This is a genomic window from Pseudomonas sp. P5_109 (genome assembly GCF_034009455.1).
Classification (GTDB): Bacteria; Pseudomonadota; Gammaproteobacteria; order Pseudomonadales; family Pseudomonadaceae; genus Aquipseudomonas.
This window is the reverse complement of record NZ_CP125380.1, coordinates 5,107,421-5,130,671: the sequence shown is the minus strand read 5'-3', so window position 1 is coordinate 5,130,671 and position 23,251 is coordinate 5,107,421. Positions and strand designations below refer to the sequence as shown.

General features: G+C 60.3%; 25 protein-coding genes. 10 read left to right on the top strand and 15 right to left on the bottom strand.

What is annotated here, in order from left to right; genetic code table 11:
- Position 1: 1 nt before the first annotated feature.
- Complete coding sequence (locus QMK54_RS22670) at positions 2 to 316, bottom strand: DUF883 family protein (RefSeq protein WP_110657425.1); 315 nt, start codon at positions 314 to 316, stop codon at positions 2 to 4.
- Positions 317 to 644: 328 nt separating this feature from the next.
- Here QMK54_RS22670 and QMK54_RS22665 point away from each other — a divergent pair, with 328 nt between their 5' ends.
- The 4 genes from QMK54_RS22665 to QMK54_RS22650 all read left to right on the top strand — a co-directional run bounded on the left by QMK54_RS22665 (position 645) and on the right by QMK54_RS22650 (position 3,646).
- The gene (locus QMK54_RS22665; RefSeq protein WP_110657427.1) at positions 645 to 1,853 is read left to right on the top strand and encodes an ammonium transporter; all 1,209 of its coding nucleotides are present in this window, start codon (positions 645 to 647) and stop codon (positions 1,851 to 1,853) included.
- A gap of 105 nt (positions 1,854 to 1,958) precedes the next feature.
- A complete protein-coding gene (locus tag QMK54_RS22660; protein ID WP_110657429.1) occupies positions 1,959 to 2,195 on the top strand; it encodes a glutaredoxin family protein in 237 nt (78 codons plus the stop codon).
- Between the two features lie 171 nt (positions 2,196 to 2,366).
- The gene (locus QMK54_RS22655; RefSeq protein WP_110657431.1) at positions 2,367 to 2,684 is read left to right on the top strand and encodes a transcriptional regulator; all 318 of its coding nucleotides are present in this window, start codon (positions 2,367 to 2,369) and stop codon (positions 2,682 to 2,684) included.
- 71 nt (positions 2,685 to 2,755) lie between these two features.
- Positions 2,756 to 3,646, top strand: coding sequence for a pseudouridine synthase (locus QMK54_RS22650; protein ID WP_110657433.1), 891 nt, complete (start codon positions 2,756 to 2,758; stop codon positions 3,644 to 3,646).
- 84 nt (positions 3,647 to 3,730) lie between these two features.
- Here the strand turns inward: QMK54_RS22650 and QMK54_RS22645 are convergent, their stop codons facing one another.
- Together QMK54_RS22645 and mobA are read right to left on the bottom strand one after the other, a co-directional pair.
- Positions 3,731 to 3,952 (bottom strand): YgdI/YgdR family lipoprotein, encoded by a 222-nt coding sequence (locus tag QMK54_RS22645; protein ID WP_007994800.1) that lies wholly within the window; start codon positions 3,950 to 3,952, stop codon positions 3,731 to 3,733.
- Between the two features lie 78 nt (positions 3,953 to 4,030).
- Positions 4,031 to 4,633, bottom strand: a complete 603-nt coding sequence (mobA, locus tag QMK54_RS22640) for a molybdenum cofactor guanylyltransferase MobA (RefSeq protein ID WP_223591035.1) — start codon at positions 4,631 to 4,633, stop codon at positions 4,031 to 4,033.
- Between the two features lie 81 nt (positions 4,634 to 4,714).
- Here mobA and moaB point away from each other — a divergent pair, with 81 nt between their 5' ends.
- Together moaB and glp are read left to right on the top strand one after the other, a co-directional pair.
- The gene (gene moaB / locus QMK54_RS22635) at positions 4,715 to 5,254 is read left to right on the top strand and encodes a molybdenum cofactor biosynthesis protein B (RefSeq protein ID WP_085725009.1); all 540 of its coding nucleotides are present in this window, start codon (positions 4,715 to 4,717) and stop codon (positions 5,252 to 5,254) included.
- Complete coding sequence (gene glp / locus QMK54_RS22630) at positions 5,238 to 6,464, top strand: gephyrin-like molybdotransferase Glp (RefSeq protein ID WP_320401384.1); 1,227 nt, start codon at positions 5,238 to 5,240, stop codon at positions 6,462 to 6,464. The genes moaB and glp overlap by 17 nt, the downstream gene beginning before the upstream one ends.
- 64 nt (positions 6,465 to 6,528) lie before the next feature.
- On the opposite strand, the gene QMK54_RS22625 is transcribed toward glp, so the two are convergent.
- Positions 6,529 to 6,843 (bottom strand): hypothetical protein, encoded by a 315-nt coding sequence (locus QMK54_RS22625; RefSeq protein ID WP_223591029.1) that lies wholly within the window; start codon positions 6,841 to 6,843, stop codon positions 6,529 to 6,531.
- 205 nt (positions 6,844 to 7,048) lie between these two features.
- On the opposite strand from QMK54_RS22625, the gene yegS reads away from it, so the two are divergent.
- On the top strand, positions 7,049 to 7,966 hold the full coding sequence (yegS, locus tag QMK54_RS22620; RefSeq protein ID WP_223591027.1) for a lipid kinase YegS: 918 nt from the start codon (positions 7,049 to 7,051) through the stop codon (positions 7,964 to 7,966).
- Here the strand turns inward: yegS and QMK54_RS22615 are convergent.
- The 3 genes from QMK54_RS22615 to QMK54_RS22605 all read right to left on the bottom strand — a co-directional run bounded on the left by QMK54_RS22615 (position 7,950) and on the right by QMK54_RS22605 (position 10,470).
- Positions 7,950 to 8,609 carry a response regulator transcription factor gene (locus QMK54_RS22615; RefSeq protein WP_320401383.1) on the bottom strand — a complete coding sequence of 220 codons (660 nt, stop codon included), beginning with the start codon at positions 8,607 to 8,609 and terminating at the stop codon, positions 7,950 to 7,952. The two genes, yegS and QMK54_RS22615, sit on opposite strands and share 17 nt — an antisense overlap.
- A complete protein-coding gene (locus tag QMK54_RS22610; protein ID WP_110657445.1) occupies positions 8,606 to 9,499 on the bottom strand; it encodes a sensor histidine kinase in 894 nt (297 codons plus the stop codon). The genes QMK54_RS22615 and QMK54_RS22610 overlap by 4 nt, the downstream gene beginning before the upstream one ends.
- Before the next feature lie 500 nt (positions 9,500 to 9,999).
- A complete protein-coding gene (locus tag QMK54_RS22605) occupies positions 10,000 to 10,470 on the bottom strand; it encodes a hypothetical protein (RefSeq protein ID WP_110657447.1) in 471 nt (156 codons plus the stop codon).
- A gap of 464 nt (positions 10,471 to 10,934) precedes the next feature.
- On the opposite strand from QMK54_RS22605, the gene QMK54_RS22600 reads away from it, so the two are divergent.
- The gene (locus QMK54_RS22600; RefSeq protein ID WP_110657449.1) at positions 10,935 to 11,870 is read left to right on the top strand and encodes a chemotaxis protein CheV; all 936 of its coding nucleotides are present in this window, start codon (positions 10,935 to 10,937) and stop codon (positions 11,868 to 11,870) included.
- A 284-nt stretch (positions 11,871 to 12,154) separates the two neighbouring features.
- Complete coding sequence (locus QMK54_RS22595) at positions 12,155 to 12,961, top strand: MOSC domain-containing protein (protein WP_110657451.1); 807 nt, start codon at positions 12,155 to 12,157, stop codon at positions 12,959 to 12,961.
- Positions 12,962 to 13,045: 84 nt separating this feature from the next.
- Here the strand turns inward: QMK54_RS22595 and QMK54_RS22590 are convergent, their stop codons facing one another.
- The 8 genes from QMK54_RS22590 to QMK54_RS22555 form a co-directional block, all read right to left on the bottom strand.
- The gene (locus QMK54_RS22590) at positions 13,046 to 13,330 is read right to left on the bottom strand and encodes a pyrimidine/purine nucleoside phosphorylase (protein WP_007940055.1); all 285 of its coding nucleotides are present in this window, start codon (positions 13,328 to 13,330) and stop codon (positions 13,046 to 13,048) included.
- Positions 13,331 to 13,399: 69 nt separating this feature from the next.
- The gene (locus QMK54_RS22585; protein WP_110657453.1) at positions 13,400 to 13,942 is read right to left on the bottom strand and encodes an exonuclease domain-containing protein; all 543 of its coding nucleotides are present in this window, start codon (positions 13,940 to 13,942) and stop codon (positions 13,400 to 13,402) included.
- Between the two features lie 70 nt (positions 13,943 to 14,012).
- Positions 14,013 to 15,974 (bottom strand): acetyl/propionyl/methylcrotonyl-CoA carboxylase subunit alpha, encoded by a 1,962-nt coding sequence (locus QMK54_RS22580; protein WP_110657455.1) that lies wholly within the window; start codon positions 15,972 to 15,974, stop codon positions 14,013 to 14,015.
- Positions 15,975 to 16,083: 109 nt separating this feature from the next.
- On the bottom strand, positions 16,084 to 16,881 hold the full coding sequence (locus QMK54_RS22575; RefSeq protein WP_110657457.1) for an enoyl-CoA hydratase/isomerase family protein: 798 nt from the start codon (positions 16,879 to 16,881) through the stop codon (positions 16,084 to 16,086).
- Complete coding sequence (gene atuD / locus QMK54_RS22570; RefSeq protein WP_110657459.1) at positions 16,878 to 18,035, bottom strand: citronellyl-CoA dehydrogenase; 1,158 nt, start codon at positions 18,033 to 18,035, stop codon at positions 16,878 to 16,880. Before atuD ends, QMK54_RS22575 begins: the two co-directional genes overlap by 4 nt.
- A gap of 24 nt (positions 18,036 to 18,059) precedes the next feature.
- Positions 18,060 to 19,676, bottom strand: coding sequence for a geranyl-CoA carboxylase subunit beta (gene atuC, locus QMK54_RS22565; protein WP_320401382.1), 1,617 nt, complete (start codon positions 19,674 to 19,676; stop codon positions 18,060 to 18,062).
- A gap of 3 nt (positions 19,677 to 19,679) precedes the next feature.
- Positions 19,680 to 20,549, bottom strand: coding sequence for an SDR family oxidoreductase (locus tag QMK54_RS22560; RefSeq protein ID WP_320401381.1), 870 nt, complete (start codon positions 20,547 to 20,549; stop codon positions 19,680 to 19,682).
- 12 nt (positions 20,550 to 20,561) lie between these two features.
- Positions 20,562 to 22,364 carry an acyclic terpene utilization AtuA family protein gene (locus QMK54_RS22555; protein ID WP_320401380.1) on the bottom strand — a complete coding sequence of 601 codons (1,803 nt, stop codon included), beginning with the start codon at positions 22,362 to 22,364 and terminating at the stop codon, positions 20,562 to 20,564.
- 178 nt (positions 22,365 to 22,542) lie between these two features.
- On the opposite strand from QMK54_RS22555, the gene QMK54_RS22550 reads away from it, so the two are divergent.
- On the top strand, positions 22,543 to 23,169 hold the full coding sequence (locus QMK54_RS22550; RefSeq protein WP_110657467.1) for a TetR/AcrR family transcriptional regulator: 627 nt from the start codon (positions 22,543 to 22,545) through the stop codon (positions 23,167 to 23,169).
- The last annotated feature ends 82 nt before the right edge of the window (positions 23,170 to 23,251 follow it).

Below are 23,251 nucleotides of genomic sequence, written 5' to 3'. Positions count from 1 at the left end.
ATCAGCGCCGGCTGGCCAGCAGGCCGATCAGGAAACCCACGCCGGCCGCGATCCCGACGGACTGCCAGGGGTTGGCCTGGACATAGTCTTCGGTGGCGGTCACAGCCGCCTGGCCGCGTTCACGCAGGGAGTCTTCGGTCAGTTTCAGCGTTTCACGGGCACGCAAGAGACTGTCGTGAATCTGCTCGCGCAACTCGTCGGCCTGGTCACCGGCCAGGGTCGCTGTGTGTTCCAGCAACCGTTCGGTGTCACTGACCAGTGTCTGAAAGTCGTTCATCAGGATTTCTTGAGCAGTCTTTGCCTGGGGGCGGGCCATGGTGGATCTCCTTAAGTGGCTTTCTGATGGGTTCGAGTATGAGCCTTCATCGAAGGTTCAGTACAAATGACTGGTACAACTTTTGCTGTGTCGTGGTGCGCCGGTCCGCACCATTGCGCTATAGCCGGGCATGATTTCAGTAAAACCGTAGGACCAACAATCAAAAACTCGCGTAAACGTCCCGGGCGCGTTTTTCCTGGACGGTGTCCGTGCGCCAAAACGGTTCAACAAGTTCAGCACGCTGATACTTCGAAGCCGCAACTTGGTGCATGGGCGCAAATAGCGAACTGCTTTGGTGCTTTTTTCTGCCATAAGGTCTGCCCATCCCATGGAAAACCTGCAAAGCGCTGTGGACACCCTGGTCCATAGCTCCAACACGCTGTTCATTCTGATCGGTGCGGTCATGGTTCTGGCCATGCACGCCGGTTTTGCCTTTCTCGAAGTCGGCACCGTGCGCCAGAAAAACCAGGTCAATGCGTTGTCGAAGATCCTCAGCGACTTCGCTGTTTCGACACTGGCCTACTTCTTTATAGGCTATTGGATTTCCTATGGCGTAACGTTCATGCAACCAGCGGCCGTGCTCAATGCCGACCACGGCTATGGACTGGTGAAGTTTTTCTTCCTGCTGACCTTTGCCGCGGCGATCCCGGCGATCATTTCCGGAGGGATCGCCGAGCGCGCCCGGTTTGTTCCGCAACTGTGCGCAACCGCGTTGATTGTCGCGTTCATCTATCCGTTCTTCGAAGGCATGGTCTGGAACGGCAACCTGGGTTTTCAGGCCTGGTTGCTGGAGCGCTTTGGCGCCGGTTTCCATGATTTCGCAGGCTCAGTGGTGGTGCATGCGATGGGCGGTTGGCTGGCACTGGCGGCCGTGCTGTTGCTCGGGCCGCGTAACGGCCGATATCGCGACGGTCGGCTGGTCGCGTTCGCGCCATCGAGCATCCCGTTTCTGGCGTTGGGCTCGTGGATCCTGATCGTCGGCTGGTTCGGCTTCAACGTCATGAGCGCGCAAACCCTGCAAGGTGTCAGCGGACTGGTGGCAGTGAACTCTCTGATGGCCATGGTTGGCGGTACGGTGGCGGCGTTGATTGTCGGGCGCAACGACCCCGGCTTTCTGCACAACGGCCCGTTGGCGGGGCTCGTGGCAATCTGTGCCGGGTCCGACCTGATGCATCCTGTGGGGGCGTTGGTCACTGGCGCCGTCGCGGGCGCCTTGTTTGTCTGGTGCTTTACCGCAGCCCAGGTCAAATGGCGCATCGACGATGTGTTGGGTGTGTGGCCATTGCATGGCTTGTGCGGTGTATGGGGCGGCATTGCCTGCGGCATCTTCGGCCAGAGTGCCTTGGGCGGTCTGGGTGGGGTCAGTCTGATCAGCCAGTTGATCGGCACTGCACTGGGCGTGACCGTGGCGTTGACCGGCGGCTTCGCGGTGTATGGCGTGATCAAGGCGTTGCATGGATTGCGCCTGAGCCAGGAGCAGGAGTATTACGGCGCGGACCTGTCGATTCACAAGATCGGCGCGGTGAGCCAGGACTGACTCGGGTCTGTTCATCGTCGGTGGAATCAGGGCAGGGGGCTCAATGGCTCGACGGTTTTTCGGGGCAGGCCTAGAATGGTCACTTCATTTTTTGGTTGAGCACTCATGCTTCCCGAATGTCAGCTGTTCGGCACCCTTGGATGCCATCTCTGTGAAGTAGCCGAAGCCATGTTGATGGAGTTTGTCGAGCGCGGTCTGCTGGTGGAACTGGTGGATATCGCTGACGATGAAACGTGGTTCGCCGCTTACAGCCTGCGTATTCCCGTGTTGCGGCGGGTCGACACTGGCGCTGAACTGGGCTGGCCGTTCAGTGCCGATCAGGTGGTGACGTTCCTGAGTTAAGCGGCTTTTGCGCTGGTAGCATGTCCCGCCTGTCGAACTTTGCGATTGATCCCCTTGGCTTAACCAGTGCTGATCGGATACTGTATGCGCATACAGTTATTCGCGGTGCATGCATTGCCGTTCCTGATTTTGGGAGTGAGCAGGCGAGCCCGGGTGTGAGAGGGATGAATTGTGGTCAATGTCGAACAGTTGAAGAACAGCGTGAACCGGATGTCCGCAGACGTCGTGCGCGAGGCCGTCCAGGAGTTGCGTCTGGATGGTCTGGTGACGGAGGGGAAAACGCCCTTCAACAAAACCCATTTCAATACCTGTTTCGCAGAAATCGAAGCCTTGTTCCAACGCGCCGGTTATCACCGGCAACTCGATGTCGTGGGTTATCAGGGATTGTTGTACGCCCTGTATGACCCCGCTCGCTGGGAAGCGGTTGATGTACTGCGCTGGCTCAAGGAGTACACCGAAGCGGCGGCGCGCACGCAGATCCCGGCTTGAGGAATCTCCTCTAGGTTCCTTTCCGCTGCTGTTGGATAATGCCGCCCTGCATTGAGGGTTAGAGCTTTCGTATGTCCACTTCTTCTTTTTCCGCGGCACACAGTCAGGCCAGTACGCTCTACTTGCCACCTGGCCCGTGGCACACCGTTGTCGATTGCCTGTGTGAGCATTTCAGCGCCATCGGTCGTGAACAATGGCTGGACAGAATCGCCCGTGGCCGGGTCCTTGATGGGCAGGGCATGCCGATCGCCCTCGATTTGGCCTACAAGGAAGGTTTGCGGATCCATTATTTTCGCGAAGTGCCGGATGAAAGGCCGATCCCGGTGACCGAGTCGATCCTGTACGCGGACGAGCATCTGGTGGTGGCCGACAAGCCGCATTTCCTGCCTGTGACGCCCGCCGGCGAATACGTCGAACAGACGCTGCTCCGGCGCTTGATCCGCCGCCTGGACAATCCGCATCTGGTGCCTTTGCATCGCATCGATCGGCACACCGCAGGGTTGGTGCTGTTTTCCGCCAATCCGCAGAGTCGTTCGGCTTATCAGTCGTTGTTTCCAACCCGGCAGATCGAAAAGCGCTACGAGGCCATTGCAGCGGCGTTGCCTGACGTTGCTTTCCCGCTGGTTCATAAAAGCCGACTGGTCGAAGGCGAACCGTTCTTCCGCATGCAGGAAGGGCCGGGGGCCAGCAACACCGAGACTGCGGTCGAAGTCAGGGAGAAGCAGGGGGAGCTCTGGCGTTATGGTCTTTACCCGGTGACGGGCAAGAAGCATCAACTGCGGGTACATATGGCAGCGCTGGGAGCCGCTATCTGCAACGACCCGTTTTACCCCGAGGTGCTCAAGGATGCGCAGGATGACTACGCCAATCCTTTGAAACTGCTGGCGCAGGGTCTGAAATTTATCGATCCGGTCACGGGCCAGGGGCGAGCGTTCGAGAGTGAAATCACCCTGCAATGGTGATCATGAAGCGATCCTGAAGCGCTGTTCTTCAGGCATGAAAAAGCCCGCATCAAGCGGGCTTTTTCGTATCCGGCAGCGCCAGGTTTACAGCTCTTTGACGGTACGGACCTGGTCTTTGTTGATGCGGGTCTGTTTACCGTCGAGCTGTTCGAATTCGTAGAAGCCGGAGTCCTTGTCGAACTGTGGCGTGTCGACGGCCTGGATTTCGCGACCGTCATTCAAGGTGATCACCGTAGGCGATGCGCAACCGGCGAGGGTGGCGAGGCCGAGTGCGAGCATGAAAGTGGCGAGGGTCCGTTGAGTCATGAGTGTGTGTCTCCGAATAAAAAATCTTTGGTTACTGAACTTGAGACGTGCACCGTCCGCGCAAGTTCCTGATCAATCTCAGTCTGACACAGAGTCATGACCGCTTAACAGTTCCGGCGTGTTGAGGTTGGCCAGCCGAGGGTCATTGTCGGGGCATTGCAGTGCGGTCGCACCGAGCTTGCGCATCAACCGGCCAGGGCTGCGCTCACCTTCGTTCCAGGCATCTTCAAAGGCTGCCCTGTGTAGCACAGGAATCACACACAACAACGGTTCCCAGTGGCCGTCATGCCGCACCATCAGCGGCTTGTCCGGATGCAGGTTGGCGGCCTCGCGCATGTTGCCGATCAGCGCCGCATCAATGCCCGGAACGTCACATGGCAAGATCAGCAGGTGAGTATGGCGAGCTGCTTTCAGGCCTGCGCGAATACCGGCCAGAGGCCCGGGGAAGTCACCCTCATCATCGTGGACCAACTGGTCGGCGTAGGGCTCGTACTTCTCAAGGTTGCGATTGCAGGAGATGATCAGGTCATCGGTCAGCGGGCGGGTCTTGCGGTGCAAGTGCGCAATCAGGGGTTCGCCACGCCAGTTCAGCAACCCTTTGTCCTGACCACCCATACGTTGGCCGCGCCCGCCCGCCAGGAGCAGAATGGAGCAGGGTGGTAATTGTGAATTCGTGGTCATGGCAGGTCTCCATGGGAGCGGCGAAAAAACGGAGCGCTGTGATATAACACCGGGCTGTTTCTCCTACAACTGGACGAGCCTATGAAAGCCAAGGCTGATGTACCTTTCGCACCGCTGAACATTGCCGTGCTGACTGTCAGCGACACCCGCACACTGGAAACCGATACCTCGGGCCAGCTCTTTGTCGACCGCTTGACCGCTGCCGGTCATAACCTGGCAGCCCGGGTGTTGCTCAAAGATGACCTCTACAAAATTCGCGCGCAAGTCGCCAACTGGATTGCCGACGATGTCGTGCAGGTTGTGCTGATCACCGGCGGCACCGGTTTTACCGGGCGTGATAGCACACCGGAAGCCGTCAGCTGCCTGCTGGACAAGCAGGTTGATGGATTTGGTGAATTGTTCCGACAGATCTCGGTTGCCGATATCGGCACTTCGACCGTTCAGTCCCGGACGTTGGCCGGTCTGGCCAATGGCACGCTGGTTTGCTGTTTGCCGGGCTCGACCAATGCCGTGCGCACCGGTTGGGACGGCATACTGGCCGAGCAACTGGACGCACGCCATCGCCCGTGCAATTTCGTGCCTCACTTGAAACAGGCAGCGCCTTGTGAATCCCGTGGGTAAGCCCGGCAAGACTGGCAGCCTGATGCCTGTCGAGGCGGCTTTGGCGCGCTTGCTGGAAATGGCCGAGGCTTCAAGGATTGTCGAGCGTGAACGCCTGCCGTTGGCGCAGGTACAGGGGCGTGTACTGGCTGAAGATCTGGTGTCGACCCTTGACCTGCCACCCTGGCCCAACAGTGCCATGGACGGTTATGCCTTGCGCATGGCGGACTGGACGGGAGAGCCGTTGGTGGTCAGTCAGAAGGTGTTTGCCGGCCAGGCCCCCGATCCGTTGCAGCCAGGCACCTGTGCGCGCATTTTCACCGGGGCACCTGTTCCCGCTGGTGCCGATTGCGTCGAGATGCAGGAAAACGCCGAGGTTCAGGCCGATGAGCGAGTACGTTTCACCGAAGCCTTGACCCAGGGCCAGAACATCCGCCCACAAGGCCAGGAAACCACCGTCGGTGAATTGATTCTGCCAGCAGGTACGCGGCTGGGACCGATCGAGCAAGGATTGGCTGCCTCATTGGGGTGTGCTGAGCTGGAGGTGGTTCGCAAGGTGCGTGTGGCGGTGCTGTCTACCGGTGACGAATTGATTGAGCCGGGGCAGGCGCTGGGGCCGGGACAGATCTACAACAGCAACCGGGTGTTGTTGTGTAGCTGGTTGCAGCGTTTGGGGTGTGAGGTCGTCGACGCGGGCATTCTTCCGGACAATCTGCAAACCACTCGCTCCCGATTGGGTGAGCTGAAGGATGTCGACCTGATCCTCTCGACCGGTGGCGTATCGGTAGGAGAAGCCGACTTTCTGGGCATCGCCTTGCGTGAAGAGGGCGAACTGACGCTGTGGAAGCTCGCCATCAAACCCGGTAAACCGCTGACGTTCGGGCATTTCCGCGGTGTACCGGTGATTGGCTTGCCGGGCAATCCGGCATCGACCCTGGTGACTTTTGCCTTGTTGACCAGGCCCTATCTGTTGCGCCGTCAGGGTGTGCAAGACGTTGAGCCGCTGAAGGTGCAGGTGCCGGCAGGGTTTGACTGGCTCCAACCCGGCAATCGGCGTGAGTATTTGCGCGGAAGGCTGGAAAACGGCCGGGCGACGATCTACAGAAACCAGAGTTCCGGCGTACTGCGTAGCGCTGCCTGGGCTGATGGACTGGTAGAAGTCCTGGAAGGTCGAACGCTGGTTCAGGGCGATAGCGTTTTCTTCATTCCGCTGAGCGAAGTCTTGAGCTGATAATTTCAGCGGCCATGTCACACAGAACCCGGTTGATTGCACCGGGTTCTGTGTGGATGGCAACTCAATGTGCCAGAAGCAATGAAATAACCTGCTCGAAACGGCTATTGGCGATCCAGCCAAGGAGACCGAGGATTACCGCTGTTCCTCCGGCGGAATAGGCAAGCCTGTGCTTGATGGTTTTGACGTCACCCCGGACTTCGTCCATGTCCCTGCGTATGCTCTTGAGGTGTGTTTCCAGCTCGGTGACGCGAGGATCCATATCAACTTCTCCCGTGGCTTTTGCGCTGTTGCTGCATTCAGCTCGATGGCCTGCTTTTTTATTATCCGTGTGCGGCAAGACCGAAATGGCCGGTGGTGCGAGGTGTTGGCATTGCATGGCACGTCCTTGTGATGTCCTGCAGCCCAAGGTCTACCAATTCAGATTTATGGTCAATTGAGCCGATTCCTCACGTTTTGTAAGAAAAATCCTGTTGTGTAGGGATCAAATCCTCGCGCCCGGAAATAATTCGTTTTCTTTCGACCTTTAGCGGCAGCTTCGCGGTCAACATCTCCCAGACGCCATTCATACCGGGAGTGAAGTAATGAGCGATCGCAAGGCGTTATTGATTCTGCATGGCAAGCAGGCGCTCAACGAGGCGGTTCGCGCCGCCGTCGAAAGCCGGCGTGAGCGAGGTTGGGAGCTGGCGGTTCGATTGACCTGGGAAGCCGGCGATGCGCAGAGGTTGGTGGGCGAGGCGTTGGCGGCTGGTTATCGACACATCATTGCCGGTGGCGGCGATGGCACCTTGCGCGATATCGCCGAAGCCATGGCGGAGCATTCGAAAAAGGCCAGCCTGGTGTTGATGCCGCTGGGAACCGCCAACGATTTTGCCCGTGCGGCAGGCGTCCCCCTGGAGCCCGGTCAGGCGCTGGAGCTGCTGGATACCGCGCCGACTGCCATTGATCTGGGGGAGGTTGATGGGCAGATATTCCTGAACATGGCGACCGGTGGGTTTGGCAGTCATGTCACGGCGAACACCCCGGAGGATCTGAAGAAAATCCTCGGCGGTGCGGCCTATCTGTTCACCGGTTTGTCGCGCTTCAACGAGCTGCATACCGCCTATGGTGAATTACACGGACCGGAATTTCACTGGAGCGGCGATCTGCTGGCGCTGGGCATCGGTAATGGCCGGCAGGCGGGTGGCGGGCGGGTGTTGTGCCCGCAGGCGCTGGTAGATGATGGTTTGCTGGATATCAGTATCTTGCCGGCACCGCAGGAGGTGGTCGGTACATTGAAAAACCTGCTCACCGAAGGCTTTGGTATCGAAAATATGTTTGTCCGTGCACGCCTGCCCTGGGTCGAGATCAGGGTCTCGGAAGGGCTTTACATCAACCTTGACGGTGAACCGCTGAAAGGCGACAACCTGCGCTTCTCGGTTCGCCCTGCGGCGTTACTCGTGCATCTGCCCGAGGATTCGCCGCTGTTACGGGCCAGTGAAATGCCTAGTCGTCAAGGCTGATGATTTGTTCGCGTACGGCAAACAGCACCAGGCCGGCCACATCGTAAATCTGCAGGCGCTTCATGATCTGCGAGCGGTGGGTTTCGACGGTCTTGACGCTCAGTCCAAGGCCGTTGGCGATCTCTCGGGTAGATTTTCCGCGAACGATCAACCGCAGGATTTCCAGCTGGCGCGCCGTCAGGTTGTGCGAGTCGGCAGGTTCGGGTTGGTGTTTCTGGTTTCGAGTCAGCGCCTGATTGATCACCGTGTGGGCAATGGCCGGGCTCAGGTAGCGCTCGTTGTTGCGCAAGGCCTCCAGCGCCTGCTCGAGTTCGGTTGCCGTGGTGTCCTTGAGCAGGTAGCCATGGGCCCCGGATTCCAGCGCCTGCATGATGAGGGCCGGATCGGTATGCATCGACAGGATCAGGACCTTGCTCTGCGGGCGCACCCGCTTGAGCTGCTGCAAGGCCTTGAGGCCGCCGGTCTGGCGCATCGAAATATCCAGCAGAACAATATCCGGGGACAGATGCTCGACCATTTCGAGCAACTGCGAGCCGTCATTGGCCTCGCCGATGACGGCATAGCCGGGCAGGTCCATTACCAGGGCGCGCACGCCAGCCCTGATCAGCGAGTGGTCATCCACTAGTAGTAAATTACAAGTCAATGCATAACCTTATTCGAACTGGCCCGTTCGAGCGCACGGGGCGCCCAGGGAAATAGAGCTTCGATTTGAGTGCCTTTGCCCGGCTCGCTGGTGACGCTCAGTGTGCCGCCCAGTTGATCGATCCGTTCCGACATCCCGGCCATACCGCGTTGTCCTTCGCGACCGGGGTCGGTTGCGGGTGCGAATCCCTGGCCGTCGTCGCTGATCTGCAGCTTCAGGCCTTGTGGCAGACGCTGCAGGCAGACCAGCAGGTTCTTGGCCTGGGCATGTCGCAAGATGTTGGTGACTGCTTCCTGGGTGATGCGGAACGCTGCCACCGCCATTTCCTCCGGTATGCCGGTCAGGCGCTGCTGGCATTCCAGGCTCCAGTGCACCGGGGTGTTGGCCAGGGTCTTGAGCAGGTGCGCGCGCAGACTGGCCTCCAGCCCGAGGCTGGCCAACTGCCGGGGATTGAGAATGGCGGATACGTCGCGAACTTTCGCCAGGGTTTCCTCCAGCGTGTCGCAGAGGACCGAGCATTGCCCCTGGAGTTCTTCGGGCATCCGGCGTTTGAGCCAGTCGCTTTGCAGTTTGGCGGCGGTCAGCAATTGACCGATGTCGTCGTGCAGTTCCCGGCTCAACCGGTGACGCTCGTTTTCCTGAACCTGCAACAGCCGGTCGGCCAGTTCCTGGGGCTGGAATTTGATGGATTTGCGCGAGAGGTAGTACTGCACGGCAACACTGGTCAGCGCCGCAACGTCAAGCGCCAGCAATGACAGGGGCAACGGGATGGACAAGCCATAGGCCAGTAAACTGCCGAGCGTCGAGCAGGCGCATAGCAACAGCGTGAACGTGCGCGCATTTTCTCGGGAGGGTGGCCACTTGGCAATTGACTTGAGGCTGGCGTGCATAGCGGATGGAGCCAATGGATGTTCGCTGCGGGCTGACCGGTCATGCAGGCTGACAGGCCCCTGTTTTTTAATGTGGAGCGTCGACTTCAACGGGGTGTACTTTTTTGTTGGAGAGTTCAGCTCCGGACTGGAGCGAGCTGTGTCCGGCTGCAACCACACTGCCATTAATTGGCGCCAACTAACAGGCGGCATAGTAGCACTTAAGATACCGTTGGTCGCGTTTGTATATATGTCTGAAAGGTCAGGAATCCAGTCGTTTGGACGAGGGTTCCATAATGGGGCAAGTTGGTGTTGCCGGCGAAAATGCCGATTATCCCTGGGGGTGTTGTTGATACCAGGCAATGCCCTGGTCAGGGCAGGCGTGCAATTGCCGATGGGCAAAAGTGGTTGTTGAAAGATGTCGCTTATAGATATGAAATATTCATTTGCGACATGTGCGCACTCAAGTTACAGCGCGGTACAGATAACCCAATCACGCCACACGGCTTAGTTGAGTAAGTTCAGGCCTGCCGTTTCGAATAGGACACGAGGGTGAACGGTCTGGAATTGACCGGCGGTTGAAATCGGCTTTGCCCGACCTGAAAGGCAAAGGCTTCGATCAGGGTGACCTGCTCGCTGTCGTCGAGACTGAGTTGCCCGGTGGTCTGGTCGATGAGTTCGAGTTGCCAGGCAATCAGGGTCAGGCAGTCTTTCAGGGCGTTCAGCGCCTCGTCGTGCAGGCTCATGGTGTTCTGTGCGTGGTTCAGCAGGCCATATATATGCAGGGAGAATTCAGACACGGCCGCCAAGGCCAGGGCGTCGGCTTTGTTAGCCAGTTTGAGCAGGGTGCTGAGCAAGCAGTCGATGGCGTCCTTGTCATTGCTGATCAGTTGCAGATGATTCAGGCATTCCTCGGTTTTAGCCAGGAGTGTTTCAGCCTCGAGGAGGAACTCCGGGAGCCGTCGGGCCCACTCTTTATGGTCGTTCGGCATACTTATCTCCACAACGTCATGTCAAATGAGGGGATGTCGTGTGTGTCGACGAGGGCGGTCGGGACCCCGGCATTGCCGAGTCGTCGGGTCAACGAGCTTCGGCTGGTCCGCAGGCAGGCTGGGGAACACGAGAGGGTGGTTGGCCACTTACTTGCGATCGCACACAAAAGCCTGACTCCGTTCATGCAATGAGAATGGCGTCACATTAATGGCTATTGGATATTGCGAATATCAGGTTGCACCTGATTGTTGATAGGGGAATCCCTTACGCAGCGGAACCTATCACGTGAACTGTGGTCGCGTGGCGCAGAAGTACGGCAGATGGAATCGCAGCGCCAGTAAAGCATGATGTTAATATGACATCAATGCCTTGGCGTGGCATTTTAGAGGGGGGTCAAGCTTCGGCCAAAACAGCCGATAACCTTCTTTAAGTGAATTCATCCGAACAAGACCAGGAGTCATTGATGGCCGGCATTCTCGACACAGTAGACCAACGCACGCAACTGGTGGGTGAGAATCGCCTGGAAATTCTCATGTTCCGGCTCGCCGGACGGCAATTGTTCGCGATCAACGTCTTTAAAGTGCAGGAAGTCTTGCAACTGCCAAAGTTGACGCTGATGCCGCAGCGCCATCCTTTTGTGTGCGGCGTGGTCAACCTGCGTGGCCAGACCTTGCCGGTGATCGACCTGTCCCAGGCCATTGGCATGCGCCCGCTGGTGCCGGGGCCTGGCAGCACGATTATCGTCACAGAGTACAACCGTTCGGTTCAGGCCTTCCTGGTCGGTGGCGTGGACCGGATCGTCAACATGAACTGGGAAGCCATCCTGCCGCCACCGACCAGTGCCGGCCGCCAGCATTACCTGACGGCCATCAGTAAAGTCGATGATCAACTGGTGGAAATCATCGACGTCGAAAAGGTCCTGGCCGAAATCGTCCCGTACAACGCCAAAGTCTCTCGCGAAAAGCTCGAAGATCCGGTGCTGGAACGTGCCCGTGGCCGTGAAGTGCTGCTGGTGGATGACTCGAACGTGGCCCTGGCGCAGTTGCGCGATACCCTGGGACAGTTGGGCGTGAAGATGCACATCGCCAGCGACGGGTTGAAGGCCTTGAACATGCTCAAGGGCTGGGCCGACACTGGCGTGGACATGACCGAAAAATTGCTGATGGTCTTCACCGATGCGGAAATGCCGGAAATGGATGGCTATCGCCTGACCACCGAAATTCGCAATGACCCGCGCCTGCGTGGCTTGTACGTGGTGCTGCACACCTCGTTGTCCGGCAGCTTCAACGACTCGATGGTGAAAAAGGTCGGCTGCGACAATTTCCTCTCCAAATTCCAGCCGGACAAACTCGTCGACGTGGTGCGCCAGCGCCTGATGCTGGACGAAGTACCGGCCTGAGCGGGTCCGCACAACTGTGGGAGTGGGGTGTGATGGTTCGATCGTGTCAGTCGCCGTCGATGTAAACCGATAGACCGCCTTCGCGAGCAAGCCCGCTCCCACATTAGATCAGCTATGCCCCCGGATTTGCCGGTCAACCCGCCTCCACTGTGGGAGCGGGCTTGCTCGCGAAGGCGGTGTATCTGTTGGCCAGGTTCTCGAAGCCCGCTCCCTTAGATCGTCAGACTTTGATTCGGCCTTCAAGCTCGTATAGGGTGGCGTTTTTACCTACCAGGGAGCTGGCCATGTTGCGTCTGAGCGCGCTGTATCGTTATCCGTTGAAGTCCGCCAGAGGCGAGACGCTGCAACAGATCGGTCTCGATAAACTCGGGCTGGACGGTGATCGCCGCTGGATGCTGGTGGATGAGGCCAGCGGTCGTTTCCTGACCCAGCGTGCGGTGGCGCAGATGAGCCAGTTGTCAGCGTTGTGGAATGCCGAAGGTGGCTTGACCCTCAACGCGCCCGGCCATTCGCCGATCGACATTGCCTTGCCTGGTAACGATGCAGAGTTGCGTGGCGTGACCATCTGGCGCGATACCTTGCGAGTCCCCGATGCAGGCGATGAAGCAGGGGCCTGGGTCAGCCAGTTCATTGGCAAGCCGACACGTCTGGTGCAAGTGCCGCTTGATCGGGCGCGGATGACCGAGGCCGGGTACGGCAAGGATGACGATCAGGTGGCGTTCGCCGATGGCTATCCGCTGTTGCTGATTGGCCAGGCCTCCCTCGAAGACCTGTCGCAACGGGTTGGACGCCCGTTGGAGATGCTGCGTTTCCGGCCGAACCTGGTGATCGAAGGCAGCGAAGCCTTCGCCGAAGACGGCTGGAAGCGCATCCGCATCGGCGAGGTCGAGTTCCGCGTGGTCAAGTCGTGTTCACGTTGCATCCTGACCACCATCGACCCGCAAACCGGGGAGCGTAGCGACGATCGCGAACCCTTGGCTACCTTGCAGAAGTACCGCGCCCAGGCCGACGGCGCCATGTTCGGCCAGAACCTGGTCAATGACGGCAACGGTCGACTCGAAGTCGGTATGCCGGTGGAGATCCTCGAGTAATTTTGCGCAGAATAAAAAATGCCCGTGTCTGACAACACGGGCATTTTTATTGCGGCGACTTTTTTTGGAAGAGGCCGCGCAGGTTTAGCCGCGGTATTCGCACAGGTAGGCAGTGTCGACGGCGACTTTCAGTTGGAACTTGCTGTTGGCCGGCACGTTGAACTGGCTGCCGGCGGCGAAGGTTTCCCAGTCGCTGCTGTCTGGCAGTTTGACGGTCAATGCGCCGCTGACCACGTGCATGATTTCACGCTGGCTGGTGCCGAATTCGTATTCGCCCGGAGCCATGACGCCGATGGTCGCTGGACCTTCTGCGGTGCCAAAGGCGATCGACTTGACGGTGCCGTCGAAGTACTCGTTGACTTTAAACATGGGCGATTCCTCGAAAAGGGCTAAAAAGGGCCGGCCAGTATGCACAAGGCCCTTGGTGTCGTCACCTGTCTAAAGCGGAAGAACCAGCGGCAGCAGGCGTGCAGTATTGCGCGCATCTTCCAGTGCCCGGTGTTGCTGGCCGGTGAACTGCAGGCCGGCCAGTTGCAGGGCGCCGTTGAGCCCCAGCGGGCGTTCCAGGCGTCGGGCCTTGGCAAAGCGCTGTTTGAGGTTCATGTGCGGCACGGTGGCCAGCACGCTGGCGAGTCCCAGGCGCTGCCATTCCTGAAGCAGTTGTTTACGATCGTAATCGCCCCAGCTGGCCCAGCCTTCAAGTCGCGTGTGGTGTTGGCCGAGCCAGCGTTCAAACGCCGGCCAGACTTCGCCCAGCGGTTGCGCGGCATCGATGTTGGCTTGGGTGATGTGTGTCAGCTCGCGGCAAAACGGCGTCAGCAACGGCCGCCGCAACGGGCGGACGAAGCGCTGGAACTGGTCCAGTTCGCGTCCCTTGCGATCCACCAGGGTGGCGCCGATTTCAATGATTTCCATATCCGTTACGGGCCATCCCCCTTCATCGGTGGTGGCCTCCAGATCAATGACCAGCCAATGAGGCATTGCAGGTTTCCTGGTATCCGCGTCCTGTAGGGTTTGAGCGTAGCCAAACCCGGAGGTTCCGCCTAGCGGCTTATTCGACCTCCAACAGAATCTGCCGGTTTTTTACCTGATCCCCGACTTTGACTTGCAGGCGTTTGAGCACACCGTCGATGCCCGATTTCAACGGGTGCTCCATTTTCATCGCCTCCAGTACTACCAGCAATTGGCCCTTGCTCACGGGGCTGCCTTCATTGACCAGGACGTCGACAATCGCCCCGTCCATCGGTGCCTTGAGGGTGCCGGAGCTGACACTGGCCTGGCTGGAAACCTGCGCCTGAGTGCGATCCGCAAACTGCAAGCTGCCCGGACGGGTAAACAGCCAGAGTTGCCCGGCCTCCAGGCGATAGGCGTGGCGCTGGCGGATACCATCGATTTCGAGGGAAACCCTGCGCCCGTCGCTGTGAAGGCCCTTCAGTTCGAGGTTGTGCCCGGCGACCTGAATGCGCAACGGCTCGCCCGGGATTGCCTGCAACGTCACCATCCAGTCCTGATCCTCAAGGCCGATGCGATAGTGCAGCGGCACGCTGGCGTTGTTGCGCCAACCGCAAAGCGGGGCCGGATGGGCCTGCGCTGAAGCCTGATAGAAGAGGGCGGCGGCAATGGCCAGGTGGTGCGCAGCGGGGGCGTGGGGGTGCAGGCAGGCATGCCCGGAAAAATGCTGTGCGATGAACCCGGTACTGAATTCACCGCAGGCGAACTGCGGGTGCTCCAGCAGGCTGGCGAGCAAGCGCTGATTGCTTTGCACGCCCAACAGCACGCTGTCTTGAACCGCCCGCAGCAGTTTGCGTCGGGCTTCCTCGCGGGTGGCGCCGTGGGCGATGAGCTTGCCGAGCATCGGGTCGTAGAAGGGACTGATGACCTGGCCTTCGATCAAGCCATGGTCGATTCGAATGCCGTCCTGCAATGCCGGTTCCCAGGCCATGACGCGCCCGGTTTGCGGCAGGAAACCCTGAGCCGGATCTTCGGCATACAGGCGCACTTCCATGGCGTGCCCGTGCAGTTGCACCTGTTCCTGGCGCAATGGCAGCGGCTGCCCTTCGGCGATGTTCAACTGCCAGGCCACCAGGTCCAGCCCGGTGATCAATTCGGTCACCGGGTGTTCCACTTGCAGACGGGTGTTCATCTCCAGGAAGTAAAACTGGCCCCGGGCATCCAGCAAAAACTCTACGGTGCCCGCGCCGATGTACTGCACCGCCCGCCCGGCCTTGAGCGCCGCTTCGCCCATGGCTTGGCGCAGTTCAGGCGTCATCACCGGGCAGGGGGCCTCTTCGATGACTTTCTGATGTCGGCGCTGCACCGAGCAATCGCGCTCGCCGAGGTAAATCAGGTTGCCATGCCGGTCACCGAACAGTTGGATCTCGACGTGACGGGGTTCGATCAGTGCCTGTTCAAGAATCAGTTCGCCGCTGCCAAAACCGTTCAAGGCTTCGGAGCGCGCGGTGCGAATCTGTTCCAGCAAGTCGCCAGCGTCGTGTACCAGGCGCATGCCGCGTCCACCGCCGCCAGCGCTGGCCTTGATCATCAACGGATAGCCGATGCGCTCGGCTTCGCGGCTCAGGGTCGCGTCGTCCTGCTTGGCGCCTTGATAACCGTTGATGCAGGGCACACCGGCTTCGAGCATGGCGATCTTCGACAGGCGCTTGCTGCCCATCAGTTCGATGGCCTCGGGGCTGGGGCCGATGAAGGTGATGCCGGCGTCCCGGCAGGCGATGGCAAACCCGGCGTTTTCCGAGAGGAAGCCGTAGCCCGGGTGGATGGCATCCGCGCCGGTGCGCCGGGCGGCGTCGAGGATGGCCAGGATGTTCAGATAAGACTGTTGCACCGCGGCCGGGCCGATGTTGACGGCTTCGTCGGCCATCCGCACGTGCAGGGCATCGGCGTCGGCATCGCTGAACACGGCGACGGTGCGATAGCCCAGTGCCTGGGCCGTGCGCTGGATGCGGCAGGCGATTTCACCGCGGTTGGCGATGAGGATTTTTTTGAGTCCGGGCATGGGTTGTTCCCTTGGTTTTGCGATGTCTGTTCGGGCCTCTTCGCGAGCAAGCCCGCTCCCACAGGGGAATGCATTTCAAATGTGGGAGCGGGCTTGCTCGCGAAGCTTTTCAGGGGGCCCACCCCGGTTTGCGTTTTTGCACGAAGGCCATCGTTCCCTCGATGCCTTCGGCTCCGGTCACCGCTTCGCTGAACCATTGCGCCGCTTGATCAAGCAACTCATCCGGCGGTTGTCCGGCACTGGCCAGCAAGAGTTTCTTGGTCATCGCATTCGCCTCGGGTGCACAACACAACACATGGGCCAAGACCTCATCGAGACGCTCGGCCAAGGCCTGTGGATCATGCTCGACAAAATGCACCAGCCCCATGCGGCGCGCCTGGGTACCATCAAAACGCGCTGCCGTCAGGGCCAGGCGCCGGGTCTGGGTCAGGCCGATGCGTTGCACCACGAACGGTACGATCTGTGCCGGCAACAGGCCGAGGCTGGTTTCCGGCAGGCCGAATTGCGCCTGGTGATCGGCCAGGGCGATATCGCTGACACAGGCCAGGCCGAAACCGCCGCCGAGCACCGCACCTTGCAGTACGGTAATTACCACTTGTGGCGCCTGTTGCACCTCTTGCAGGAGCGCACCGAACACTCGATTCGTGTCGCGGTGTGCGCTCGCGCCCTGAGCACGGGCACTGGCCATATCCTTGATGTCACCGCCGGCACAGAAGTGCCCACCGACGCCGCCGATCACCAGGGCGCGAACCCCTGGTCTATCGCGTACCGCGGCCAGCACCGAGCGCAGTTCGGCGACCATCTGCAAGCTCATCGCATTGCGGCATTCCGGACGGTTGAGGGTGATGTGCAACACGCCGTTGTGCAGTTCCAGCAACAAGGTCTGGCAAACCGGCAGGCTGCTCATTTCTTTTTCCCCGGCAAAATGCCCATCAGTTTGCAGATGATTCCCAGCATGATTTCGTCGGCGCCGCCGCCAATCGACACCAGCCGTACGTCACGGTAGGCACGGGCCACCGGGTTGTCCCACATGAAGCCCATGCCGCCCCAATACTGCAGGCAACTGTCGCTGACTTCGCGGCCCAGGCGCCCGGCCTTGAGCTTGGCCATCGACGCCAGGCGCGTGACGTCCTGGCCCTTGATGTATTGCTCGGTGGCCTGATAGACCAGCGCCCGCAGGCATTCGATTTCGGTCTGCAGTTCAGCCAGGCGGAAGTGGATCACCTGATTGTCGATCAGCGCGTTACCGAAGGTCTTGCGCTCCTTGCAGTATTCGATGGTGCTGTCGACGCAATACTCCAGGCCCTTGATCATGTTGGCCGCGCCGAACAGGCGTTCCTCCTGGAACTGCAACATCTGCATCATGAACCCCGCGCCTTCATGGCCGATGCGGTTGCGCTGCGGCACGCGCACATTGTCGAAAAACACCTGGGCGGTTTCCGAACTGCGCATGCCGAGCTTGTCCAGGTGCGAGCTCAGGCTAATGCCCGGAGTCTTCATCGGCACCATGATCAGCGACTTGTTGATGTGCGGTTTGTCGTCCGAGGTGTTGGCCAGCAGGCAGATGAAGTCGGCGCTCGGCGAGTTGGTGATCCACATCTTGCTGCCGTTGATCACGTAGTCGTCGCCGTCTTTGCGTGCGGTGGTTTTCAGCCCGGCGACGTCGGAGCCGGCGCCGACTTCGGAGACGCCGATGCAGCCGACCTGATCGCCACTGATGGCCGGGCGCAGGAATTCGTCGCGCAGTTCATCGGAGCCGAAGCGTGCCAGTGCCGGGGTGCACATGTCGGTCTGCACGCCGATGGACATCGGGATGCCGCCGCAATGGATGGTGCCGAACTCTTCGGCGGCGACGATCGAGTAGCTGTAGTCGAGCCCCATGCCGCCGAATTTTTCCGGCTTGGAAATGCCCAGCAAGCCGAGGTCGCCGGCCTTGCGGAAGATGTCGTGGATGGGGAAGCGTCCGGCCTTTTCCCACTCCTCGACGTAAGGGTTGATGTCGTGCTCGACGAATTGACGCACGGTGCGGCGCAGTGCTTCGTGTTCCTGGGTGAAAATCATTTTTATTGTTCTCCTTGAGCCGGCCTAGAACCGGGCTACGCCAAAACTGTTGGCTTGCAATGGCCGCACCTCGGCCTCGTGACAGACGTCCAGCAAGTAACCCAGCAAGGTCCTTGTATCGCGCGGGTCGATCAAGCCGTCGTCCCACAGGTTGGCGCTGCCGTAGAGCGCCGTGGACTGGCTGTCGAGTTTCTGCGCGGTGACCTGTTCGAGCATGTCGAGCATTTTCGGATCGGGCACCAGGCCGTCCTTGGCCTGTTTGGCTTCGGTGACGATACGCAGCACTTTGCCCGCTTGCGCGCCGCCCATCACGGCGGTGCGGCTGTTGGGCCAGGCGAAGATGAAGCGCGGGTCGAGGCCACGTCCGCACATCGCATAGTTGCCAGCACCGTAGGAGCCACCGACGACGATGGTCAGCTTCGGTACCCGGGCGTTGGCCACCGCTTGAATCATCTTCGCGCCGTGTTTGATCACACCTTGCTGTTCCGATTCGGTGCCGACCATGAACCCGGTGGTGTTGTGGAAAAACAGCAGCGGCGTCTGGCTCTGGTCGCACAGCTGGATGAACTGCGCGGCCTTGCTCGCGCCTTTTGGCGTGATCGGGCCGTTGTTGCCGATGAAGCCACAGGCGCGGCCCTGAATTTTCAGGTGACCGCAGACGGTTTGCTGATCGAACTCGCCCTTGAATTCAAGAAAGTTCGAAGCGTCGGCAATCCGCGCGATGATCTCGCGCACGTCGTAGGGTTTTTTCGGGTCATCCGGGATCAGGCCGAGCAGTTCGTCGATGGGGTAGAGCGGTTCGTCCCAACGCCGTTCGGGGCGTTGCGGCAGCTGTTCGCTCCACGGCAGCAAAGCGACGATCTCGCGTACCTGGCGCACACCGTCGGCGTCGTTTTCAGCCAGGTATTCGGCGGTGCCGGCGGTTTGTGCGTGCATCTCGGCGCCGCCCAGTTCTTCATCGGTGGCGACTTCGCCGGTGGCGGCCTTGAGCAGTGGGGGGCCTGCGAGAAACAGTTTGGCCTTGCCACGCACTACCACCACGTAATCCGACAGCCCCGGCTGATAGGCACCGCCCGCCGTGGCCGAGCCGTGCACCACGGTGACTTGCGGCAAACCCATGGCCGACATCCGCGCCTGATTGGCAAAGCTGCGCGCGCCTTCGACGAAAATCTCCGCCGCGTAGTTGAGGTTGGCGCCACCGCTTTCGGCAAGGGTGATCACCGGCAGTTTGTTTTCCATGGCGATCTGTTGCAGGCGCAGGGATTTTTTCAAACCGCTGGGGGAAATGGTCCCGCCCTTGATGGCGCTGTTGTTCGCCACCACCAGCACGCGCACGCCGGACACGTAGCCGATGCCGGCGATCAAGCCACCACCGGCGGAACTGCCGTCCTTGTCGTCGTGCAGCTTGTAGCCGGCCAGGCTGGCTAGCTCGAGAAACGGCGCGCCGGGGTCGAGCAGTAGATTCAGACGCTCGCGGGGCAGTAACTGACCGCGCTTTTCGAATTTTGATTTGGCTTCGGCCGCCTTGTTCAGCAAGTTCAGTTCGAGCGCGCGGACTTGCTCGATGGCGTTCAGCATCGCCGAACGGTTCTGGGCGAACTGCTCGCTGTGGGGATCGAGTAGCGACTGAATCACTGGCATGGATTATTCCTTGTCCTTCAGTACGTCGGGTATGTAGGCGCGGTGGAACCCGTTGTACGACTCGCTGTTGGTCGCCTTGTGGATCGGCCAGGCGCGCCCGCCGAGGCTGGCGGCGCCGTCGATGCGCAGGGTGCTGCCGCTGACGAACGCCGCTGCCGGGCTGAGCAGGAAAACAATCGCCGCGCTGACTTCCGATTCGCTGCCGATGCGCTTGAGCGGCACGTGTTCACGCAGGGTCGGGATCACGGCCTTGAAGGCGCCTTCGTAGGTGTCCATGCCGCTGGAGGCAATCCAGCCCGGCGCCACGGCGTTGACCCGCACTCCGGCATGACCCCATTCGTACGCGGCGGTCTTGGTCAGGTTGTCCATGCCCGAACGTGCCGCGCCGGAGTGACCCATGCCGGGCATGCCGCCCCACATGTCGGCGAGCATGTTGACGATGGCGCCGCCGTGCTTGCTCATGGACTGGTTGAAGACTTCCCGGGCCATCAGGAAACCGCCCACCAGATTGGTGCGCATCACGGTTTCGAAACCCTTCTGGTTGATCGAGGCCAAGGGCGAGGGGTATTGCCCGCCCGCATTGTTGACCAGGCCGTGAATGGGGCCAAACTTGCGGATCAGCTCACTGACCAGATGCGTCACGGCTTCTTCCTCGCGGATGTCGCACACCGCCCAATCGGCCTTGCCGCCGTCGTCGGTGATCTCTGCCGCAACGGTTTTGAGCTTGTCGGCCTTGCGCCCGACCAGCAGCACATGGGCGCCGAGGGTCGCCAGTTCGTGGGCGGTGCAGCGGCCGATGCCACTGCCGCCACCGGTGACGATGATGTTTTGGCCGGCAAACAAATCGGCTTTGAAAATCGAGTCGTAGGCCATGGCGGCAATCCTCTAGTTGAACTGGTCGGCGATGCGCTGCGGCACCGGAATCTGGATTTCCAGCAGTTGCTGGGCGAAGGCTTTGCCTTGCGGATCGATTCGCAGGCTGGCGACACCGCCGCCGCCGAGGGCGTTTTCCAGCAGGAAATTCAGGCTGTGGCTGGCGGGCAAGTACCAGCGCTCGACTCGCCCGTGGATGGGATCGAGGACGTGGCCCATCCAGTCGACGATCACTTCCGGGGTCAAGGCTTCAGCGATCCAGGGCAGGAATTCGGGCGCGCGGGCCATGACGCCGATGTTGCTGTGGTTGCCCTTGTCACCGGAACGGGCGACCGCCAGTTTGACCAGGGCCACGCTGGCGTCGGCCAGGCCAGCCGGTTTTGGTGGAGTGAGCGGGGCTGGCAGGTCCAGCGGGTCGAGGACATCGAGGGCGGGCAGGGCACACCGGTGGCGCTGGCCCATGCAATCAATGTCCAGCGTGCAGGCGGTTTTGTCGATGAGGAACGAGAACAGCCGGATCAGCGGATACACCGTCGGCCGGCCCCCGACAATGCCGGTCAGCCCCGGTGCCATGCCGGTGGCGGCCTGGGCAATTTCCCGGGAGAACACGATCAATGCGCGCTTGTCCGGATGGCGCACCGCGAGTTTGATCACCACTTCGCGGCTGTCCTGGCGCTGGCCGTGGGGGCCGTAGGTGGCCTCGCTGCCCAGTAACTCGATATTCACGTCGCTATAGGGTGCCCAGCCGCGCTGGTGGAACATTTCCGAGGTCTTGTTGATGATCGCAGCGCTGACCCGCCGCGCCTTGTCGACGGCATCGATGCCGGCAATCAGGCAACTGGCGGTGCAGCGAAAACCATCGGGGTACGTGGCGCTGACCTTGTACTGAGCGGTCGGCGGCAGGCCTTTGGCGCCGTGCACCTGCACCGCGTTCTTGCCTTGCTGCAGCAGTTTGACCTGAGTGAAATCGCATACCACGTCGGGCAGCAGGTACGCCCGCGGGTCACCGATTTCATACAACATCTGTTCGCCCACCGTCAGCGGCGTGACCAGCCCGCCGGTCCCTTCGGGTTTGCTGACGATGAACTGGCTGTCGGCGCTGACTTCGACGATGGGAAAGCCGATGTGTTCGTAGTCGGGGACGTCGCGCCAGTCAGTGAAATTGCCGCCGGTGCACTGGGCGCCGCATTCGATGATGTGCCCGGCCAACGCGGCCTGGGCGAGCTTGTCGTAGTCGTGCCACGACCAGCCGAACTCATGCACCAATGCAGCGCTGACCACCGCACTGTCGACCACGCGCCCGGTGATCACGATGTCTGCCCCCAGGCGCAAGGCTTCGACGATGCCGGGTGCGCCGAGGTAGGCATTGGTCGAGACGCACATCGCTGGCAGGGGCGCGCCGCTGAACATTTCATGAATGCCCAGGTTGCCCAGCTGTTTGAATTGCGGTTGCAGGTCATCACCCAGCAGCACGGCGATCTTCAGCGCCACCCCGGCTTTGTCGCAGGCCGCTTGCAGGGCGGCGGCGCACGCTTGGGGATTGACCCCACCAGCATTGCTGATAACCCGGATGTTGTGCTGCGCGAGTTGCGGCAGCAAGGGCGCGAGCACTTCGATGAAATCGCCCGCGTAGCCGGCCTGGGGATCTTTCATCCGCGCGCCGGCCATGATCGACAGGGTGATCTCGGCCAGGTAATCGAAGACCAGATAGTCCAGATGCCCGTGTTCCACCAGTTGCGCGGCAGCGGTCGAGGTATCGCCCCAGAAGGCGCTGGCGCAACCGATGCGAATTGTTTTTGGCGCAGTCCGTTCCATAGCCACCTCCAACCGAAGTGCATCGACATTACCAAGCAAGCGCTTGGTTTGTAAATGACTTGATTATCTTCTGCCCAAGCGCTTGCTTGGTTGCATCCATGAGCTTAAATTGCCCGCGCAACCCCGCTGTTTTCGGGGGGATCGGCGTTATTGATTGATCGACTGTAGGAGAGAACGGGTGGACGAGCAAAAAGCCCTGAGGGTCATGCGCGAATTGGTGGACGACGGCCAATTGACCGATCCGGACAGCGCCCGGGGCAAGCTGCTGCAAGTGGCGGCCCACCTGTTCCGCAATAAAGGCTATGAGCGCACGACCGTGCGCGACCTGGCCGGGGCCGTGGGCATTCAGTCCGGGAGTATTTTCCATCACTTCAAAAGCAAGGACGAAATCCTGCGCGCCGTGATGGAAGAAACCATCCGCTACAACACCGCGTTGATGCGTGCGGCCATCGCCGAGGCCGGCAATGTGCGCGAGCGGGTGCTGGCGCTGATCCGCTGTGAATTGCAGTCGATCATGGGCGGCAGCGGCGAGGCCATGGCGGTGCTGGTCTACGAATGGCGCTCGCTGTCCGAAGACGGCCAGGCCAAGGTCCTGGCGCTGCGCGATGTCTACGAAGACATCTGGCTGCAAGTACTGGGCGAAGCCAAGGCCGCCGGGTTTATCCGCGGTGATGTGTTCATTACCCGACGCTTCCTGACCGGTGCATTGTCCTGGACCACCACCTGGTTTCGCGCCGGCGGTAGCATGAGCCTTGATCAGTTGGCCGATGAAGCGTTGATTCTGGTGCTGGAAGACCGGCAATAAGCTTGTATTGGCCAGCATTAAACTGGCTAACTGGACAAAAGCGCCTAGCTTGAAGGCATTGATGCCGTTTTACTGGGGAGTG

What these genes read in the sequence shown, in the direction of transcription:
- QMK54_RS22610 (WP_110657445.1), bottom strand. Translation starts at nt 9,499, where the DNA reads ATGCACGCCAGCCTCAAGTCAATTGCCAAGTGGCCACCCTCCCGAGAA.
- QMK54_RS22665 (WP_110657427.1), top strand. Translation starts at nt 645, where the DNA reads ATGGAAAACCTGCAAAGCGCTGTGGACACCCTGGTCCATAGCTCCAAC.
- mobA (WP_223591035.1), bottom strand. Translation starts at nt 4,633, where the DNA reads ATGACCACGAATTCACAATTACCACCCTGCTCCATTCTGCTCCTGGCG.
- QMK54_RS22645 (WP_007994800.1), bottom strand. Translation starts at nt 3,952, where the DNA reads ATGACTCAACGGACCCTCGCCACTTTCATGCTCGCACTCGGCCTCGCC.
- QMK54_RS22590 (WP_007940055.1), bottom strand. Translation starts at nt 13,330, where the DNA reads ATGTTTAAAGTCAACGAGTACTTCGACGGCACCGTCAAGTCGATCGCC.
- QMK54_RS22585 (WP_110657453.1), bottom strand. Translation starts at nt 13,942, where the DNA reads ATGCCTCATTGGCTGGTCATTGATCTGGAGGCCACCACCGATGAAGGG.
- QMK54_RS22595 (WP_110657451.1), top strand. Translation starts at nt 12,155, where the DNA reads ATGTTGCGTCTGAGCGCGCTGTATCGTTATCCGTTGAAGTCCGCCAGA.
- moaB (WP_085725009.1), top strand. Translation starts at nt 4,715, where the DNA reads ATGAAAGCCAAGGCTGATGTACCTTTCGCACCGCTGAACATTGCCGTG.
- QMK54_RS22660 (WP_110657429.1), top strand. Translation starts at nt 1,959, where the DNA reads ATGCTTCCCGAATGTCAGCTGTTCGGCACCCTTGGATGCCATCTCTGT.
- yegS (WP_223591027.1), top strand. Translation starts at nt 7,049, where the DNA reads ATGAGCGATCGCAAGGCGTTATTGATTCTGCATGGCAAGCAGGCGCTC.
- QMK54_RS22605 (WP_110657447.1), bottom strand. Translation starts at nt 10,470, where the DNA reads ATGCCGAACGACCATAAAGAGTGGGCCCGACGGCTCCCGGAGTTCCTC.
- QMK54_RS22600 (WP_110657449.1), top strand. Translation starts at nt 10,935, where the DNA reads ATGGCCGGCATTCTCGACACAGTAGACCAACGCACGCAACTGGTGGGT.
- QMK54_RS22625 (WP_223591029.1), bottom strand. Translation starts at nt 6,843, where the DNA reads ATGCAATGCCAACACCTCGCACCACCGGCCATTTCGGTCTTGCCGCAC.
- atuC (WP_320401382.1), bottom strand. Translation starts at nt 19,676, where the DNA reads ATGCCAGTGATTCAGTCGCTACTCGATCCCCACAGCGAGCAGTTCGCC.
- QMK54_RS22555 (WP_320401380.1), bottom strand. Translation starts at nt 22,364, where the DNA reads ATGGAACGGACTGCGCCAAAAACAATTCGCATCGGTTGCGCCAGCGCC.
- QMK54_RS22650 (WP_110657433.1), top strand. Translation starts at nt 2,756, where the DNA reads ATGTCCACTTCTTCTTTTTCCGCGGCACACAGTCAGGCCAGTACGCTC.
- QMK54_RS22575 (WP_110657457.1), bottom strand. Translation starts at nt 16,881, where the DNA reads ATGAGCAGCCTGCCGGTTTGCCAGACCTTGTTGCTGGAACTGCACAAC.
- QMK54_RS22580 (WP_110657455.1), bottom strand. Translation starts at nt 15,974, where the DNA reads ATGCCCGGACTCAAAAAAATCCTCATCGCCAACCGCGGTGAAATCGCC.
- atuD (WP_110657459.1), bottom strand. Translation starts at nt 18,035, where the DNA reads ATGATTTTCACCCAGGAACACGAAGCACTGCGCCGCACCGTGCGTCAA.
- QMK54_RS22560 (WP_320401381.1), bottom strand. Translation starts at nt 20,549, where the DNA reads ATGGCCTACGACTCGATTTTCAAAGCCGATTTGTTTGCCGGCCAAAAC.
- QMK54_RS22670 (WP_110657425.1), bottom strand. Translation starts at nt 316, where the DNA reads ATGGCCCGCCCCCAGGCAAAGACTGCTCAAGAAATCCTGATGAACGAC.